Raw genomic sequence first — 17363 nt, 5'->3', positions numbered from 1 at the left:
CTGCTTATACTAATAGACAAAAAAAGACAGCTCCAATGTCTAATGGGATAGACTTCGGAGCTGTCTTTTAAGTTAGGCAGACATTATGCAAGGGAGCGGCTTTCCCGCTTCGCTTCATAAGCAGAGATAAGATCCTCATGCTGCAATGTAAGCCCGATATCGTCCAAGCCTTGAAGCAGGAATTGCCGACGGTGCTCATCCAGGTCGAACGAAATATTCAAGCCATGTTCATCCTTAATCGTTTTATTCTCCAGATCAACCGTTAATTGATAGCCCACATGCTTAGCAGTACGCTGGAACAAATCCTCTACCTGCTCTTCGGACAGCTTGATTGGCAGGATGCCGTTCTTAAAGCAGTTGTTGTAGAAAATATCCGCAAAGGACGGTGCGATGACGCAGCGGAAGCCGTAGTCCAGAATCGCCCAAGGCGCATGCTCCCGGGAGGAGCCGCAGCCGAAATTGACACGGGAAATCATAATTGAAGCACCTTCATAGCGCGGTTTATTAAGCTCGAATTCCGGGTTTACCTTCCCTTCCGTATCAAAACGCCATTCAAAGAACAAAAATTGTCCAAATCCGGTACGCTCGATCCGTTTAAGAAATTGCTTTGGGATAATAGCGTCCGTATCTACGTTTACGCGATCCACGGGACCGACGATGCCTGTATGTTTGATAAATGCTTCCATGATAAGTTCTCCCCTCTTTCGCCTTCTTAGCTAACGACTTCGCTCTTTACATTCCATTCACGGACATCGACGAAACGGCCTTTGATTGCCGCCGCCGCTGCCATTGCCGGCGAAACGAGGTGCGTTCTGCCGCCGCGGCCTTGGCGTCCTTCGAAGTTCCGGTTAGAGGTGGAAGCGCAGCGTTGACCCGGCTCCAGAACATCGGGGTTCATGGCAAGGCACATACTGCAGCCTGCGTCGCGCCATTCAAAGCCAGCTTCAGTAAATACTTTGTCCAGGCCTTCTTTCTCGGCCTGCAGCTTCACGCGACCTGAACCAGGAACGACAATCGCCGTTACTTTGTCAGATACTTTGTAGCCTTGCGCGATTTGTGCTGCCGCACGAAGATCCTCGATACGTCCATTCGTACACGAGCCGATAAACACATAATCGATCTCGATATCGGTCATCGGCGTACCAGGAGTAAGCCCCATATACTCAAGCGCCTTCTCTGCAGCCTTCCGCTCATTATCGGAATCAAAGTCATTCGGATTTGGAACCGCTGCATTGATATTTGTACCCATACCTGGGCTCGTTCCCCACGTCACTTGCGGAATCAACGCATCGACGTCGAATTCCACGACACGGTCATATTCGGCGCCTTCATCTGTAGTGAGATTCTTCCATTCTGCTACAGCGCGATCATAAGCTTCACCTTGCGGAACGTGCTCACGGCCGCGCAGGTATTCAAATGTCGTCTCATCAGGAGCAATCAATCCCGCTCTGGCTCCGGCTTCAATAGACATATTACATACGGTCATTCTTTCTTCCATCGTCAGCTCGCGAATCGCTTCACCGGTATATTCGATAACATATCCCGTCGCGAAATCCGTGCCATACTGGGCGATGACGCCAAGGATCATATCTTTAGCAGTTACTCCGGGTTTGCGTTTGCCGACAAATCGTACTTCTAAAGTCTTCGCCTTGGCTTGCTGCAAGCACTGAGTAGCCATGACGTGCTCTACCTCGCTCGTGCCGATCCCGAATGCGAGCGCGCCGAATGCGCCATGAGTAGACGTATGGCTGTCGCCGCAGACGATCGTTTTGCCCGGATGAGTCAAACCAAGCTCCGGTCCCATGACGTGTACAACACCCTGATCAATCGTATCCAGATCGTAGAGCGTTACGCCGAAATCGCGGCAGTTCTTAGTTAGCGTGTCGATCTGCTGCTTGGAAATCGGGTCTTTAATGTTAAAGCGATCTTTCGTAGGAACGTTATGATCCATCGTCGCAAAAGTCAGCTCCGGACGACGCACCTTGCGTCCGCTGAGGCGCAGTCCCTCAAATGCTTGCGGAGAGGTTACCTCATGCACCAAATGCAAATCGATGTAAATAATGCTCGGCTTGCCTTCTTCCGCATAAATCACGTGATTGTCCCAAATTTTCTCATACATTGTCTTTTTAGTATTACTCATCGTATTCACCCCACTGAAGGATTCGAACATGTAACAAAGCGGAAATGCGCATGACGCGCCTTAATCCACGCTTCGTATGTTGTCATTACTATATCATCTCTCTAGTCATTGTTCCAAGATATAATTTCTATAATAGTTATAGGAATTAACTATAATGAATTCATATTCAAGAATTAAAGAGACCTCCGCATCGTGAAGGTCTCTTTATTCGGTTTCTTGCTAGATGCTGCAGTAGTACTATTTATTGAAGCCCTCAACACCCATGATATGATCCATGGGCACCGGCCCGATCATTCGGCTGTCTTTGCTGTTATTCCGGTTATCTCCCATTACAAAAATATGATCGGCTGGAATTTCCCAAACTTGGCTTTGCTCCGTGTACATCTGTTCTTTAATGTAGGGCTCCTCCAGTTTAACGCCATTTCTGTAAACTTGGCCGTCTTTGATTTCAATGATATCGCCCGGAAGGCCGATAACCCGTTTGACATAGAAGAAATCTTCCTTCTTGTTACCGGATATAATGCGGATCAACGGATGCTCATTGACACTATCCCAGAATGAGCGGCTGCGATCAACACGGCTATCGATAATGACGATATCTTTATAGCTTGGCAGCTTCTCCAGTGTTTGCGATATTTTCCAGGCGTATATCCGCTGCTTATCATCGAGTGTAGGCTCCATAGAATGACCGTTCACCTTATATGGTTGTATAATAAAAATGCCAATGAACATGCTGATTACAAAGCCGATAATAATAGATAGCCCCCAGCCCTGAACCTCTTTCCATATTTTCATAGAACGGCAACCTCCAATTCCCATTTTCCCATTTATAATAATTATACAACCATCTTACATAATAATAAAATTTTAGAGCAGTATGCCTACTGTAAGCATCAATAAGTCCTATATTTTATTTGAAAATGATAGGCTATACTTATAGAAGTCAAGACATGAATCGCATCGCAGCACCCAATTCAAGAAAAAGGTGATCTCATGGAATTAAGGCAGCTCCTATACACTTTAAAAATTGCTGAGGAACGCAACTTTTCCAGAGCGGCTGACAAGCTCCACATCGCGCAGCCATCGCTTAGCCAGCAATTGTCCAAGCTTGAAAAGGAGCTCGGCGTGAAATTGTTCCAGCGCAATACAAGTACTGTTGAGCTTACACACGCAGGTGCCAGCTTCATTAAGCATGCCCGCAAAATTATGGATGCGGTCGAGCAGCTCCGTCAGGAGATGGACGACATTTCCCAGCTTCGCGCCGGGCGCGTCGTCATTGGCAGCATGCCGATAACCGGCTCTCACCTGCTGCCTTATGTTCTTCCGGCATTCAAAGAATCGTACCCGGATATTCAGGTTAACCTGCTTGAGGATACATCCTTGAACCTGGAGAAGCTTACGGCCGGTGGAGGTACGGATCTTAGCCTGCTCTCTCTGCCGCTGCAGGAGCCTTCTCTAACCTACGAACCGATTGGCGAAGAGAAAATCGATCTCGCGATTCCTCCGAACCATTATCTTGCCGACCCAAGCAATCGCCCTAATGGAGGGGTAACCCTGGATCAACTGAAAGACGAATCCTTTATCGTCCTAAAAAAGGGGCAGGGCTTCCGCAAAATTATGATCGATTTATGCCGGGCTGCTGGCTTTGAACCGGACATCGTGTTCGAGAGCAACAATATCGAGACCGTGCAGTCGCTTGTCGCAGCCGGAATGGGTATTACCCTGGTTCCGCGCTTTATCGCCCGGGCCAAGCGCAGCGAGCTGATCCCCGTTTACGTCCCGCTGGCAGAGCCGGTTCCAAGCCGCACGCTCGTTATTGCCTACCGCAAAGGGCGGTACTTGTCCAAGGCGGCCGAGGCATTTATCGAAACGTTCCGCAAGACGATAGAGCAGCGCATGAAGGAAGAGGCATAACGCCAACAAGAAGGCTGTCCCCAGGCTAGACAAAGCCCGGGAGACAGCCTTCTTTACAATTAATGCAGCTGAGATAATGAATTATAATTGATACAAGCTTGTGCGCCGATCCTCGAATACAGGAATTCTAGAGCGCACCTCATCGACAAGAGCCAGATCAATTCGCCCCGTAATGATGCCCTCTTCCTCTCCGCCCTCCGCGAGCACTTCCCCCCATGGATCAATAATCATCGAATGGCCGAAGAAATCGTCCTTCCCGCTCAGCCCGGTGCGATTACAGGCTACGACATACATTTGGTTCTCGATTGCCCTAGCCGTAAGCAATGTGCGCCAGTGATGCAGGCGCGGGTGGGGCCAGGCAGCTGGGACGAATAATACCTTCGCGCCCATTAGCGCTAGTGTGCGGGTAAGCTCTGGAAAGCGAATATCATAGCAGATGGAAGCCCCCGAGGTTTGTCCATCCAATTCGAAGGTGACCACGGACTCTCCAGCCGATAAATGCTTCTCCTCCTGCATGAGCCGGAACAGATGCATTTTGGAATAATCGGCTATCTCTTCACCGGAATCTGCATAAATCCTCATCGTGTTGTACACTTCATCTCCGCGCTTCTCCGCGATCGAACCGGCAATAACATGCACCCCGTTACGTCGTGCAAACTCGGAGATCCACTCCCTGCTCTCCCGCCCCTCCACATCCGCCAGCTCATGAATTTGCTTCAGCGCATAACCTGTATTCCACATTTCGGGCAATACGAGCAAATCCGGCTTAACATCAGCCTTCAGCGCCTGCTCCATCCAGCGCTCCACGATTTGTCGGTTAGCAGCGGGCCTTCCCATATGAATATCACACTGGATCATGGCAATATTCCATGACGTTCGTTGATGAGTCATGCCGACTCTCCTTTCATCCGTTAAAGTTACTTGAGTATCATCATAAGCGGCTGTCCTTAACCATGCAAGTACCGTTTTGGCCTGCCATGCATGAATCAGGGTTTTAATCCATTCTATACATATTGGATAAATCATGTTAAATTATGAATATTGTTATTTTATAGACCGGAGTGTGGAATATGAGCCGACAAAATCAATCACAGGGCAGCTCCCTTTTTCCAATACATGCCGCGGATGTGATGGATAAACTGCCGAAACAGTTTTTTGCTTCCCTTGTCCAAAGCGTGAATCGGGAAATTTCGCAAGGCCATGACGTAATCAATCTAGGGCAGGGCAACCCGGATCGCCCTACGCCTGATCATATCGTACGCGCCGCTCAGCAGGCGGTGGCCAACCCACAGTATCATAAGTATTCCCCGTTCCAGGGCTACAGCTTCCTCAAAGAAGCGGTTTGTCAGCGTTACCGGGATGACTACGGGGTGTCGCTTGATCCAGAAAGGGAGGTTGCCATCTTGTTCGGCGGCAAGACAGGTCTTGTGCAAATTGTCCAGATTCTGCTGAATCCCGGCGATTTATGCCTGGTGCCCGATCCTGGATATCCCGACTACTGGTCGGGGGCGGCCCTTGCCGGAGCCGAAATGTCCTTCATGCCGCTGCGTGAGGACAATGCCTACTTGCCTGATTATGGGGCGATATTTCCCCTCGACCGCAAGCGAGCAAAGCTGATGTTCCTGAATTATCCGAACAATCCTACTTCGGCTACCGCGCCTCTATCCTTCTATGAGGATACCGTCAAATTCGCGGCCGAGAATGAGATCGTTGTTGCGAGCGATTTCGCTTACGGAGCTATCGGCTTTGACGGCAAGAAGCCCGTCAGCTTTTTGCAGGCCGAAGGCGCCAAGGAAGTAGGCGTCGAATATTACACCTTGTCTAAGACCTATAACATGGCAGGCTGGCGCGTCGCCTTTGCTCTCGGAAATGAAAAAATCATTTCGCTGATCAATTTGCTGCAGGATCACATTTACGTCAGCTTGTTCGGCGGCATTCAGGAAGCAGCTAAGGTAGCTCTGACTGCCCCTCAGGACAACGTCGCCGAACTCGTTGCCGTTTATGAATCCCGCCGCAATGCCTTGTTCGATGAGCTGGACAAGATCGGCTGGGCGGCGCAAAGGCCAAGCGGCTCCTTCTTTGCATGGCTGCCCGTGCCGAAAGGATGGGACTCTGCTTCCTTCGCCCAAAAGCTGCTAACCGATGCCAAGGTAGCTGTTGCGCCGGGCATCGGCTTCGGCCCGCATGGTGAAGGTTATGTCCGAGCCGGGCTGCTCAGCAGCGAGGATCGGCTGCGCGAGGCGGTACAGCGTATTGGCAAGCTTGGTCTGTTCTAACTCTTTTGCTTTGCAATGCCTTGACACGCATGGTATTCTATCAGTAATTCCTTTTGATTCTTATGATGAGACTAAACGTGAAGACGGGACCAGTACGTTAGACCAGCGTCGTTCAGAGAGTAAATTCCTTTGGCTGCGAGAATTTACCGTAACGCCCTTGCGGAATCCTATCCCCGAGCGGCCGGCCGAGAAGCCGGACAGCGCCCCTGTTATCGGGCTTTGAGTCGGATGAGATTTGATCATCAATAAAGGTGGTACCGCGGAAGTATAACTTTCGTCCTTTGCGCTTGCAGAGGCGAGAGTTTTTTTATTTTTATAATCATAACTGTGGGAGTGATCTCCATGCTACGCCGCATCGTTGTCAAAATAGGGAGCAGTTCGCTGACCTCGCCAGAAGGAGGATTGAATCGGGAAGCTATCGCCTACTTCGCAGCTGAATTAGCCGGGCTTCAATCACTTGGCTGCCAGGTTCTGCTCGTCACCTCCGGCGCTGTGGCTGCTGGATTCCGAGAAATCGGCTATCCGGAGCGGCCAAAGCTGCTTCATGAGAAGCAGGCTGCAGCCGCTGTAGGCCAAGCGCTGCTTATGCAAAACTATCGCGAAGCCTTGTCTGTCCACAATGTCGCCTCGGCCCAAATATTGCTGACCCGCTCGGATTTCCAGAACCGCAAGCGAACGGGCAATGCCAGTATGGCCGTTGAAGAGCTGCTCAGACGAAACGTACTGCCGATCATTAACGAGAATGACACCGTTTCGGTCGATGAGCTGAAATTCGGCGATAATGACACCTTATCCGCGCTTGTCGCAAATTTGATCCGAGCGGATCATTTGATCATTTTAACGGATATGGATGGGTTATATACGGAGGATCCGCGCATTAACCCCGCTGCCAAGCGCATTGAGCGGGTCGACGAAATCACCGATGAAATATACGCCATTGCGGGCGGTGCTGGTTCCTCCGTTGGAACGGGCGGGATGCGCTCTAAGATCGATGCTGCTAAAATCGCTACCCGCGGCGGCGTGCCCGTCTTCGTCGGAAAAATCAATTTGCCCGGTCAGTTACGCGACATTGTAAAGGGCCAGGGCCACGGAACCTATTTCGAGACACGTTCCTCTACCCTCCCCCGAAAGAAACAGTGGCTTGGATTCCTATCTACGCCGCTTGGCACGCTCACGGTTGATGATGGCGCGGAAGAAGCGCTCATCCACGGAGGACGCAGCCTTCTGCCCGTCGGTGTAAGGCATGCGCAAGGATATTTTCATGCCGGTGACGTCGTTGAGGTCGTGAACCGGGACAATGAAACCCTTGGGCGTGGAATTGTCAACTATGATTCCGAGCAATTAGAAGACATAATGGGATTAGCGAGCACAGAAGTCATTAAGAAGTTGGAAGGCATCCATCGTCTTGAGGTCATTCATCGGGATGAGTGGATTTCACTAAAATTATAGATCAATCAATCATTTAATTTTATTATTTTGAGGAGGTATTCGAATGAGCGAAGTAAGACAAAAGGCAGAGCTTGCCGGTAAAGCGACGAATGTATTGAATAGTCTGACCACGGAACAGAAGAATCAGGCATTGCTGGACTGCGCCCAGGCTTTAATCGATCATACCGAAGCCATTATCGAGGCGAACAAGGAAGATTTGCAACGCGGCCGGGAGAACGGAACTTCCGTCTCCTTGCTTGATCGGCTTGCATTGACCGAGGAGCGTATTGCCGGTATTGCGGAAGGTCTTCGTCAAATCGTGGAGCTGCCGGATCCGATCGGGGAAACGATTGAAACGATCGATCGCCCGAACGGCCTCCATATCGTCAAGAAGCGCGTTCCCCTTGGAGTGATCGGCATCATTTATGAGGCTCGTCCGAACGTAACTGTCGATGCTATCGGATTATGCCTGAAGACCGGCAACGCAGTCGTGCTGCGCGGTGGCTCTTCTGCCCTGTCCTCCAACCGAAAAATTGTGGAGATCATTCATGAGTCGCTGTCAGGCAGCGCGATTCCAAGCAAGGCGGTTCAACTCATCGAAGATCCTAATCGCTCCTCCGTAGACGAGATGCTTAAGCTGAACGGACTGCTGGATGTGATTATTCCGCGTGGCGGCAGCTCGTTAATTCAAAATGTAGTCCACAATTCTACGGTACCCGTCATCGAGACCGGCGCTGGTATTTGCCACACATTCTTGGATGCGACAGCGAATCCGGACATGGCTGCAGAAATTACAATCAACGCCAAGGTACAGCGCCCTTCTGTCTGTAATGCGATGGAAACTCTGCTTGTTCATAAGAACTTCGCTCAGCCTCATTTAAGGAATATTGCTGACAAGCTCCGTGAATCTAATGTAGAGCTGCGCGGCTGCGAGGAAACGCGTCGCCTAATCGATTGGGCTCAGCCTGTGACTGAAGAGGATTATGCTACAGAGTACAATGATTATATTCTTAATATTAAAATTGTCGACAACCTGGATGAAGCTCTTCAGCACATTAATCGCTTCGGAACGAAACATTCTGAATGCATTGTGACCGAGGATGGTTCTCATGCGGAACGCTTCCAGCAGGACGTTGATGCGGCAGCCGTTTATCATAATGCGTCCACTCGCTTCACAGACGGATTTGAGTTCGGCTTCGGAGCCGAAATCGGGATCAGCACGCAGAAGCTGCATGCCAGAGGCCCGATGGGATTGCCAGCGCTGACTTCGAGCAAATATATCATTCAAGGCAGCGGACAGATTCGGAACTAAGGAGGCTATAGGATGACGAGGAACATCATGAACAACGATCCTTCGATCTGCTTTTATGGCGCGGGCTCTATGGCCGAAGCTATTGTACGCGGGTTAATTCACCGTAAAGTAGCCCCGCCGGAAGCCATCTCCATGCTGAACCGTAGCAATCAGGAGCGGCTGGCCTATTTGGAAGACACCTACGACATCAAGACAGGACGTAACGATGCGGAGAAAGAGGCCTATCTTACCTCCGCATCAGTCATCGTGCTGGCGATGAAGCCTAAAGATGCCGGTCACGCGCTAAAGGCGCTAGGATCGATGCTGAGCAAGGATCAGCTTATCGTATCCGTCATTGCGGGCCTATCCATCTCTACGATTCAAGCGCTGCTTGGATATGAAGCGCCGATTGCCCGTACGATGCCCAACACTTCAAGCTCGATTGGGCTTGGAGCGACCGGCATCTCCTTCTCCGCTGAAGTGACTGAGGAGCAAACGAAGCAGGTCTTGGCGATGTTCGAAGCAGTGGGCACGATTCAGATCATTCCTGAGGAGCGGATGGAAATTTTGACGGGCGTATCGGGAAGCGGACCGGCATACATCTACTACATGATGGAAGCGATGATTGCGGCTGGCATCGAGGGAGGGCTTGCCCCGGAACAGGCGCGGGAGCTTACCGTACAAACTGTACTCGGTGCTGCTGTCATGATGAAAGAGACGGGGGAAGACCCCGCCAAACTCCGCGCGGATATTACTTCCCCGAACGGATCTACGCAGGCGGCGCTGGAGACACTGGACGCGGGCAGCTTTAACGCGACCGTTAAGGCGGCTGTGCATCGTGCCGCCGAACGCTCCAAAGAAATGGGTGAAGCAGTAAAGGAGGCCTTGTTATGAGCTACTGTACGGCCACATACCGTATTTACGACGATAAAACAGATTTCCACAAAAAAGCCAAATCCATCGCGGTCGGCATGACCGTCGGCACCTGGACGGAGCTGCCGCAGATCAAGCAGGACGAGATGCGTGCGCACTTGGGACGCGTCGAGAATATCGAAGTGCATGACTCTCAAAACGGTGCCCCGGGCGAGCGTTATGCGGATGTATCTATTTCCTACCCGGACATCAACTTCACTTCCGACATCCCTGCCCTGCTTATTACTGTTTTCGGCAAGATCTCCATGGACGGCAAAGTCAAGCTGCTCGATCTACAGTTGTCCGATACCTTTATGAGCGCCTATTTCGGGCCGAAATTCGGTATCCAAGGAGTTCGCGAACTGCTTGGCGTACCACATCGCCCGCTGCTGATGAGCATTTTCAAGTCCGTCATCGGTTACGATCTGGACGGACTGCGCGAGCAGTTCATGGCTCAGGCCTTGGGCGGCGTCGATCTCATCAAGGACGATGAGATTCTGTTCGAAAATCCGCTCACTCCGATCGAGCAGCGCGTACGCGTCTGCCGCGAAGCCGCAGAAGAAGCCAAACAAATTACAGGCAAGGAACTACTCTATGCGGTCAACCTGACCGGACGCACATCTTCTCTGAAGGAGCAGGCGCTACGGGCCGTCGATGCCGGCGCGTCCGCCCTTCTGTTCAACGTGCTGCCGTACGGGTTTGACGTCCTGCAGGAGCTAAGCAGCGATCCGGATATTTCTGTGCCGATTGCCGCGCATCCGTCTCTTGCCGGAGCGCTGTACCCTTCTCCGCATTACGGCATTAGCGCGTCGCTGCTGCTTGGAAAGCTCATGCGCGTCGCCGGGGCTGACCTCGTGCTCTTCCCGTCTCCTTATGGCTCGGTCGTCATGCCGCGGGAAGAGAATCTGGCCATCCAGCGTGAACTGGTAACTTCAGAGCTTGCGATCCGCAGCAGCTTCCCGGTTCCTTCCGCAGGCATCCATCCCGGACTCGTTCCGCAAATCATCAGCGATTTCGGCACCGACGTCGTCGTAAATGCCGGGGGCGGCATCCACGGTCATCCAGAGGGAGCCAGCAGCGGCGGCCGGGCCTTCCTGCAAGCAATCGACGCTTCATTGAACGGCGTGCCGCTGGAGCAGGCTGCGGAGAGCCTAACGGAATTGAAGGCCGCACTCGGAATTTGGGGAGGACGAAAATGAACAGCCGCAAGCAGCCCGTCATCTTCTGCGATTTCGACGGGACGATTACATTGAGTGATAATATTGTAGCGATTATGAAGCATTTTAAGCCTGAAGGCTATGAACCGATCATGGAGCAGATATTGTCCCATGGCATCTCCATCCGTGAGGGAGTCGGGCAGATGTTCTCCCTGCTCCCCTCCTCCATGAAGCAGGAGGTTACGGATTTTGTGCTTGGACAAGCCGGAATTCGGGCCGGATTCGAAGACTTTCTAGGCTATTTGCGTGACCGGGACATCCCGTTTTACGTCACTAGCGGCGGCATTGACTTCTTTGTGCATCCGCTGCTGTCGCCATTCAATATACCAAGGGAGCATATCTACTGTAACGGTGCAGACTTTAGCACCGACGGAATAACAATTACATGGCCTACTCCCTGTGATGAGCATTGCAGCAATGACTGCGGCATGTGCAAAACGACTGTCATGAGACAATTCCCAACAAGCCGCTATGAACGCATCCTGATCGGGGACAGCCTGACGGACTTTGAAGGCGCCAAGCTGGCGGATCGTGTCTACTCCCGGGCACGCTTGACCGAGAAATGTCAGGAGCTCGGGGTAAATCATACGCCGTTCGAAACGTTTTATGATATCCGAGACGATCTTATCCAACGTGAAGGAGAATAATAAAAAAGATGAGTTTTACAGCCATTTCTTTAGAAGAGAAGCAATCCGCGCTGGACGAGCTGCGGAAGGTCAAAGAGCAATTTGCCGCACGGGGCTGGTTCCCCGGAACAAGCGGCAATCTCTCCATCCGCGTTGGAGATTACTCACCCGATGCATTCCATTTCGCGGTCACGTCCAGCGGCAAAGATAAATCCATCCATACACCGGAGGATTTCCTATTCGTGGATGCAGCCGGCGAGCCTTGTGAAACGACAAAGCTTAAGCCGAGTGCCGAGACGCTGATCCATGCCAAAATATATCGCATGACCGGCTGTGGTGCCATTTTTCACGTACACACCGTATTCAATAATGTGCTGAGCGAGCTATACGGCGATCAGGGGCTTGTTCCGGTACAGGGCATCGAGCTGATCAAAGGACTTGGCATCTGGGAGGAAAACGCAGCGATTGAAATTCCGGTGCTGCCGAATTATGCTGACATCCCTTCGATCGTCAAGCTTGTACCTGGCGCTTTGAACTCGGAAATTCCAGGCATATTGCTGCGCAATCATGGCATCTACGTATGGGGCAAAAATGCTTTCGAAGCTAAGCGGCATTTAGAGGCGTTTGAATTTATTTTTGAAGTGGAATATCGCAGGTTGGCATTAAAATAAATTTTGTCATCATAGGGAAGACTTGTCATTCCAACTACTTGCATTCCTGATAGAATGATCATAGCAAACAAGCAATTCCATATTCCCATGCGCAGCTTTCGTTGCTGTGCGTGGGATTGCTTTTTAATGTTCGCGGCACACGACAGCAAAGCGCTGAAGCAGCAAGCCAATGACTCAATTGGGGCTGCTACTCTGGAACATGAACATACTTCGCCTGGCATTCCCCCTTAATAGAGTTACTATTTCAGACAGATCTAAATGGATTTATTGCATCTACTTCTCATTTATTAAGTGGATTTCACGAAACAAATGGATTTTGTGTATCTAAACATAGCTTCCCGCCGATATATCCCCTTAATCCTCATTCTAGTTACATAGAATCCAGTTAATTTTACTACCGGCGATAGAGTGGATTTTTAAGTACAACAAACACAGTTAGTGTGCAGATAGCAATAAATCCATCATTCAGCCGAGAACAATTTAATTTAGTAGCACAAAAAAAGCAAAAAAAGAGGGACAGCTCCATAGCTCCCCCTCCTAATCTTCCATTTAGAAAAATACAATCCACCAATTAGAAGAACACAACCCAAATTACAATTGCTAACAAGATGCGGTAAATCGCAAATGGCATCAGCTTGATGCGGTTGATCAGCTTCAAGAAAAAACGGATCGACAGCAAAGCGAATACGAAGGCACTAATAAATCCGGCGATGAAGAACGGAAGAGCATCCAGCGTCATGTATTCCCAGTTTTTGTAGAGCGAGATTGCACTGGCTCCGCACATGATCGGCACCGCCATGATGAACGTGAAGTCCGCCGCTGCACGGTGGCTCATACCGGCGAGCACCCCTCCGGAAATCGTGGACCCTGAACGAGAGAATCCCGGCCAAATCGATAAACATTGGATCAAGCCTACTACCAGGGCATGTCCGTAGGTCATTTGATCCACTGATTGAATCTTCGGCTGCTTAGGTCCGAATTTATCAGCAGCGATCATCAGTATCGCCCCCAGTACAAGGCCGATCAGCACTGTAGATGTCGAGAATAAATATTCATCGATATAGTCCTCGAACAGCACGCCGAGAATCCCGGCCGGAATCAAGCCTACGATGACCTGCCCAAGCTTCAGTCGCGGCTCCCCTGCGCTGACTACTTGCTTGCTGAACCGCGACAGCCCAAGCAAATTAAGGATCCGATCCTTGAATACAACCAAAACGGCCAGTATAGAACCGAGCTGGATTACGACCTTGAAAGTATTCGCCGCATATTTGGAGGACAAGATCTGCTCGGTGTTAAGCCACATATCGTCAACGATAATCATATGTCCTGTCGAGGAAACGGGCGCAAATTCGGTAACCCCTTCTACTAAACCTAGAATAATCGCTTTAATAATATCCAAAAATAGCATGCTTCTACTTCCCCTCTTCTCCGATGTGCTGGAGGAATGCCAAATGCGTGCGCATTCATCAAACTAATATTAGCAAGCCAGCATAAAAAACTCTTCTAATAGAATAGATGGTTTTGCCCCAATTTTCAAGAAGCCTTCTTCCACCTGCGGATGAACCATATCAGGAAAATGACAATGCCTGCTCCGATAACAGCATAAGCTATATTCGAATACACATCCATGAACTCAACGATCTTCTCCCAGGAGCCACCCACTGCCGCACCTACAGAAACCAAAATAATATTCCATATCAGCGTACCGATCGTAGTAAAGAGCAGGAACAGACCGAATTTCATCTTGGCCATGCCGGCGGGAATCGAGATCAGGCTGCGAATCAGCGGAATCATGCGGCAGAACAGAACGGTCCAATAGCCGTATTTATCAAACCAAGCATCCGCTTTGCGAATATCCTCCTTCTTGAGCCGAAGATATTTGCCCCACTTGTCAATGATCGCTTCCAAGCGATCCACATTGAGAATGTAGCCTGCCCCGTACAATATAACGGCACCCAGCACTGAGCCTAGTGTTGCGGCAATAATGACGCCGACTACCGTCATATTCGTATAAGTCGTCATAAAGCCGCCGAACGTCAGGATGACCTCTGAAGGAATAGGCGGAAACACATTTTCTAGCGCGATGAGCAGAAATATGCCTATGTACCCGAACTGCTCCATAAACTCTGCAATCCAGTTCTCCATATATACCTCCACGTGGTTTTCATAAAATAGCTTTTCTTACGTTCCGCAAATACCTTCTGCGAATGAAAGAAAAGTACACGACCTGCACAATAAAAAAGCTGACAAGAATAAAACCAGCCTCCACCGCAATGGAGAAATTAAAATAGCTTTGCAGAGCGACAAAGGCAAATAGGCTGTGAATCATCGCCAATCCGATGGGCACAAAGAAGAGCAGGCTGATCTGCCGGGTAACCATCGTATTGATTTCCTTCCGCGTCACGCCAATCTTGGACATGGTCGCATACTGCCTGCGGTCATACTCCAAATCCGCGTACAGCCTGAAATATAAGAAGCTTCCCGCCGCGATGAAAAACACGGTACCAACCAGCAGCGCAATAAACAGCATCGTGCTGTAAATGCTGGTCTGAACGGCAAACAACGTTCCGCTTACCGTCATCGCATAAGGCTCTTCCGCTTCATAGGTCACCTTGCCATTTTGGGTCAAAGCGCTGCCGATTCCTTCACTCTGCTCAAGACTATCCAAATAATACCCATAATATCGATCCTCTTGCACGTCAGCCGGGAGCTGTTTCATCCATTCATCGCTAACGACGAGACCGCTGAATTTCCCCCCCATGCTGCCACCAAGCTCCAGGATTAAATATTCCGGGATCGGCACATGACTCGTAATTCCTGTTTCCGCGAGGCCAAGCTCTGTACCCGGTATTGTATAAGAGGCAAGCTGCCGTTCCTTCAGCAAAGGTCTTTCGCGCTGCGATCCCAGCATAATAAGCGCCCTCTGACCTGACAACGGCTTATCTTCGATTGGAATCCCCGCTGCAGTGATCAAACGCTCGTAATCCGAATAAGCGATCAGCGGCATGCGCTGGAGCTTCCTCTTTCCGTTCGCCCCTTCTAATACATCAACGATTTTTATCGGCAGACTGACCTGTTCATATGATAATCCGCGAGCTGTCAGCTCGGCTGTAATCTCTTGCAAATGAACTCTCTCGGCCGAATTGTTTGCCTTCGATACATAGCCGACCGCCGCAAGATAATCCTGCTTGAACTCGTAAGACAATCGATGAATCGAAGCGAATACCCCAATCGCACAAAACGTAACGGTTGAAATAATCGTGACGAGAAACAGCATCTGCGCATTCTTCTTCATCCGATGAGCCAGCGCGGACACCGTTACGATATTCGTCCTCCGCCAAAACAGCTTGCGCCGGCTCCTCACGGTCTCCACGAGATAAACGCTGAAATACGTATACAAAAGGTATGTCCCAATGACCGTCATTAAAGTAACAGGCACCATGCGCATAACAACGGTTGCCGCAGTCGAGGTTGCTGCCAAGTAATAGCTGAGCAGCAAAAGGCCGATGGCCAAGCTCGACAACACCAGCGACTTCCTTGGTAGTTTGGCTGATCGTTGGCCGGACTGGAATAGTTCAATGAGCTTATTATTACCAATCAATCCTGAAGTACAGATCGAGATGAGCAGAAACAACACAGCAAACGCGGCCAGCGTCAACAGCACGGCAATCCATGAAATATGGAATTTCAGGTGATCAATACCCAGCATATTCGCCCCAGCCATTAGGAACAATTTAGCCGTGATTAATCCGGCAACGAGCCCGGTTACCATGGACGCACCGCCAATAGCCATATTCTCCAGGAACAGCATCCGATTAAGCTGCTTTCTAGTCATGCCGTGAAGCCGTAAAATCCCCAGCTCTCTCTTCCGTGATTGCAAAAACGAGCCCACTGAGTAGATCACGAAAAAAAACGAAAAAAAATAAACCGTGCCTTCCGCGACCTGCAGCGCCTCAACCGCCTGATCGTAAATCATGTTCTCCTGAATGCCGGGATGAAATAAAAACAAGGCGCACAGGAAAAATATCATTACAGAAAACGAACTGCTCAAATAGTAAGCGGCATAAGTTCGTTTGTTGCGCAGCACATGGTTAAAGGCGAATTGTCGAAAGGTCATGTGTATCCCCTCCGAGCAGCGATAGCATGTCAATGATTTTCTGAAAAAAAATCTGCCGATTGCTGCCCCGATAAATCTCGTTATAAAATTTTCCATCCTTAATGAAAATGACCCGATGGCAGTAGCTGGCCGCTACAGCATCGTGCGTAACCATAAAAATCGTCGCCTGCTCCTCTTGGTTCATGGAGGAGAAAGCCTTCATCACTTCTCGGGAAGATTTGGAGTCCAAATTCCCTGTCGGCTCATCAGCAAGGATTAACGATGGCCGATGAATCATCGCGCGGGCAATGGCTGTCTTCTGCATCTCTCCGCCCGATACCTCGTACGTATACTTATCCAGCAATTCGCTGATCTCTAACCTCTGCGCGATCGCAGCGGCTCTGCTCTCCATTTCTCGCACAGGCGTGCCGTCCAACGTTAAGGGGAGCACGATGTTCTCCTCGATCGTCAGAGTATCCAGCAGATTGTATTGTTGAAAAATAAAGCCCAGCTCCCGGCGGCGGAACAATGCAGCTTCATCATCGCTCATCCGATGGGGTTCCCGTCCCTCGATCATCACTTTTCCCGAGGTCGGTTCATCAATCGTGGCAATCACATTCAGCAATGTCGTCTTGCCGCTGCCGGATGGTCCCATTACACCGACGAACTCCCCGCGTTCCATCTGAAAGGAGACGCCCTGGAGCGCTCTGGTCGATATTTTTCCTTCATAAATTTTGGATAATGCACTTACCTCTAGCACCGGCATATGTCCATATCTCCTGTCTGATAGGG

Annotated in this window: 16 protein-coding genes; 8 read left to right on the top strand and 8 right to left on the bottom strand. The window is 50.3% G+C overall.

The annotated features are described in order from the left end of the window. Positions 1 to 83: 83 nt before the first annotated feature. The 3 genes from leuD to lepB all read right to left on the bottom strand — a co-directional run bounded on the left by leuD (position 84) and on the right by lepB (position 2935). Complete coding sequence (gene leuD, locus CZ379_RS16135) at positions 84 to 686, bottom strand: 3-isopropylmalate dehydratase small subunit (protein ID WP_110932557.1); 603 nt, start codon at positions 684 to 686, stop codon at positions 84 to 86. 26 nt (positions 687 to 712) lie between these two features. Next, positions 713 to 2140: a 3-isopropylmalate dehydratase large subunit gene (leuC, locus tag CZ379_RS16130; protein WP_199925632.1), complete on the bottom strand. Its 1428-nt coding sequence runs from the start codon at positions 2138 to 2140 to the stop codon at positions 713 to 715. Between the two features lie 237 nt (positions 2141 to 2377). Beyond that, a complete protein-coding gene (lepB, locus tag CZ379_RS16125) occupies positions 2378 to 2935 on the bottom strand; it encodes a signal peptidase I (RefSeq protein WP_110932555.1) in 558 nt (185 codons plus the stop codon). 198 nt (positions 2936 to 3133) lie between these two features. Here lepB and CZ379_RS16120 point away from each other — a divergent pair, with 198 nt between their 5' ends. After that, entirely contained in the window at positions 3134 to 4054 is a 921-nt protein-coding gene (locus tag CZ379_RS16120) for a LysR family transcriptional regulator (RefSeq protein WP_110932554.1), read from the top strand. An 81-nt stretch (positions 4055 to 4135) separates the two neighbouring features. On the opposite strand, the gene CZ379_RS16115 is transcribed toward CZ379_RS16120, so the two are convergent. After that, entirely contained in the window at positions 4136 to 4945 is an 810-nt protein-coding gene (locus CZ379_RS16115; RefSeq protein ID WP_110932553.1) for a carbon-nitrogen family hydrolase, read from the bottom strand. 179 nt (positions 4946 to 5124) lie between these two features. Here CZ379_RS16115 and CZ379_RS16110 point away from each other — a divergent pair, with 179 nt between their 5' ends. The 7 genes from CZ379_RS16110 (at position 5125) to mtnB (ending at position 12475) form a co-directional block, all read left to right on the top strand. Next, entirely contained in the window at positions 5125 to 6330 is a 1206-nt protein-coding gene (locus CZ379_RS16110; RefSeq protein WP_110932552.1) for a pyridoxal phosphate-dependent aminotransferase, read from the top strand. 342 nt (positions 6331 to 6672) lie between these two features. Then, positions 6673 to 7779, top strand: a complete 1107-nt coding sequence (gene proB, locus CZ379_RS16105) for a glutamate 5-kinase (RefSeq protein WP_110932551.1) — start codon at positions 6673 to 6675, stop codon at positions 7777 to 7779. Between the two features lie 43 nt (positions 7780 to 7822). Then, entirely contained in the window at positions 7823 to 9070 is a 1248-nt protein-coding gene (locus tag CZ379_RS16100) for a glutamate-5-semialdehyde dehydrogenase (RefSeq protein ID WP_110932550.1), read from the top strand. Between the two features lie 12 nt (positions 9071 to 9082). Beyond that, on the top strand, positions 9083 to 9943 hold the full coding sequence (proC, locus tag CZ379_RS16095) for a pyrroline-5-carboxylate reductase (RefSeq protein WP_110932549.1): 861 nt from the start codon (positions 9083 to 9085) through the stop codon (positions 9941 to 9943). Beyond that, positions 9940 to 11160 (top strand): 2,3-diketo-5-methylthiopentyl-1-phosphate enolase, encoded by a 1221-nt coding sequence (locus CZ379_RS16090; protein WP_110932548.1) that lies wholly within the window; start codon positions 9940 to 9942, stop codon positions 11158 to 11160. The genes proC and CZ379_RS16090 overlap by 4 nt, the downstream gene beginning before the upstream one ends. Beyond that, complete coding sequence (locus CZ379_RS16085; RefSeq protein WP_110932547.1) at positions 11157 to 11825, top strand: 2-hydroxy-3-keto-5-methylthiopentenyl-1-phosphate phosphatase; 669 nt, start codon at positions 11157 to 11159, stop codon at positions 11823 to 11825. Before CZ379_RS16090 ends, CZ379_RS16085 begins: the two co-directional genes overlap by 4 nt. 8 nt (positions 11826 to 11833) lie before the next feature. Continuing rightward, on the top strand, positions 11834 to 12475 hold the full coding sequence (gene mtnB, locus CZ379_RS16080) for a methylthioribulose 1-phosphate dehydratase (RefSeq protein ID WP_110932546.1): 642 nt from the start codon (positions 11834 to 11836) through the stop codon (positions 12473 to 12475). A 571-nt stretch (positions 12476 to 13046) separates the two neighbouring features. Here mtnB and CZ379_RS16075 read toward each other — a convergent pair. The 4 genes from CZ379_RS16075 to CZ379_RS16060 form a co-directional block, all read right to left on the bottom strand. Then, complete coding sequence (locus tag CZ379_RS16075; RefSeq protein WP_110932545.1) at positions 13047 to 13883, bottom strand: undecaprenyl-diphosphate phosphatase; 837 nt, start codon at positions 13881 to 13883, stop codon at positions 13047 to 13049. 125 nt (positions 13884 to 14008) lie between these two features. Further along, a complete protein-coding gene (locus CZ379_RS16070) occupies positions 14009 to 14620 on the bottom strand; it encodes a DedA family protein (protein WP_110932544.1) in 612 nt (203 codons plus the stop codon). A gap of 19 nt (positions 14621 to 14639) precedes the next feature. After that, a complete protein-coding gene (locus CZ379_RS16065; RefSeq protein WP_110932543.1) occupies positions 14640 to 16592 on the bottom strand; it encodes an FtsX-like permease family protein in 1953 nt (650 codons plus the stop codon). Beyond that, positions 16567 to 17337: an ABC transporter ATP-binding protein gene (locus CZ379_RS16060; protein WP_110932542.1), complete on the bottom strand. Its 771-nt coding sequence runs from the start codon at positions 17335 to 17337 to the stop codon at positions 16567 to 16569. Before CZ379_RS16060 ends, CZ379_RS16065 begins: the two co-directional genes overlap by 26 nt. Between the last annotated feature and the right edge of the window lie 26 nt (positions 17338 to 17363).

It is taken from the genome of Paenibacillus bouchesdurhonensis (assembly GCF_900155685.1).
GTDB lineage: Bacteria > Bacillota > Bacilli > Paenibacillales > Paenibacillaceae > Fontibacillus > Fontibacillus bouchesdurhonensis.
Note: the sequence above shows the minus strand (reverse complement) of the source record. Positions and strands in the feature narration are given on the sequence as shown.